Source organism: Vibrio sp. 1562 (genome assembly GCF_033340155.1).
GTDB lineage: Bacteria > Pseudomonadota > Gammaproteobacteria > Enterobacterales > Vibrionaceae > Vibrio > Vibrio alginolyticus.
Window position 1 is genome coordinate 1 of the sequence record NZ_JAWOVY010000740.1, and the last position, 527, is coordinate 527.

A 527-nucleotide genomic window follows, 5' to 3' on the forward strand; every position below is an offset into this window, starting at 1 on the left:
CTTGGTTGCTTGGCGCTGTGTGCACGCTCTTTTGCTTGCGTTGTTTTTGGCTGTTGAGCGTCTTCGGTAATTGTGATGGGTTTTGCTGCACGAACGTATTCGCTACATCGCCAATTTGATTATTGAAACGATAGGTCGTGTCTAGGTGATGTACCGTAGAGTGAGCGAATCGCTCTTTAAACCCAGTAATCAAGTCCACATCTGCGCCCGCAAACTGGTAAATCGCTTGCCAGTCATCGCCCACGGCAAACAAGGTTGCGCCAGGCTGCTTCTCCGTTGATTCACATAACGCTTCGATCAACGCCAAACGATCTGGAGAGATATCTTGATACTCATCGACCATAACAAAACGCCAAGGCGATACGAACTTCCCTTTATTCACGTAATCCGTTGCTCGACTTATCATGGTTGGGAAATCGACTTGATTGCTCTCTTTGAGCATTTTTTGCCATGCAGAAAAGCACGGCCAACACAGTGCTAATTCGCTATTGAGGCGCGTATAGTCTTGGTGATCCACCAACTTCTCT

The 527-nt window shown here is 47.4% G+C and carries 1 protein-coding gene; it reads right to left on the reverse strand.

The genetic code is table 11. The features are described 5' to 3' along the window. The coding region (locus R7Z49_RS27395) for a UvrD-helicase domain-containing protein (RefSeq protein ID WP_318112815.1) at positions 1–527 on the reverse strand (527 nt) is incomplete at both ends.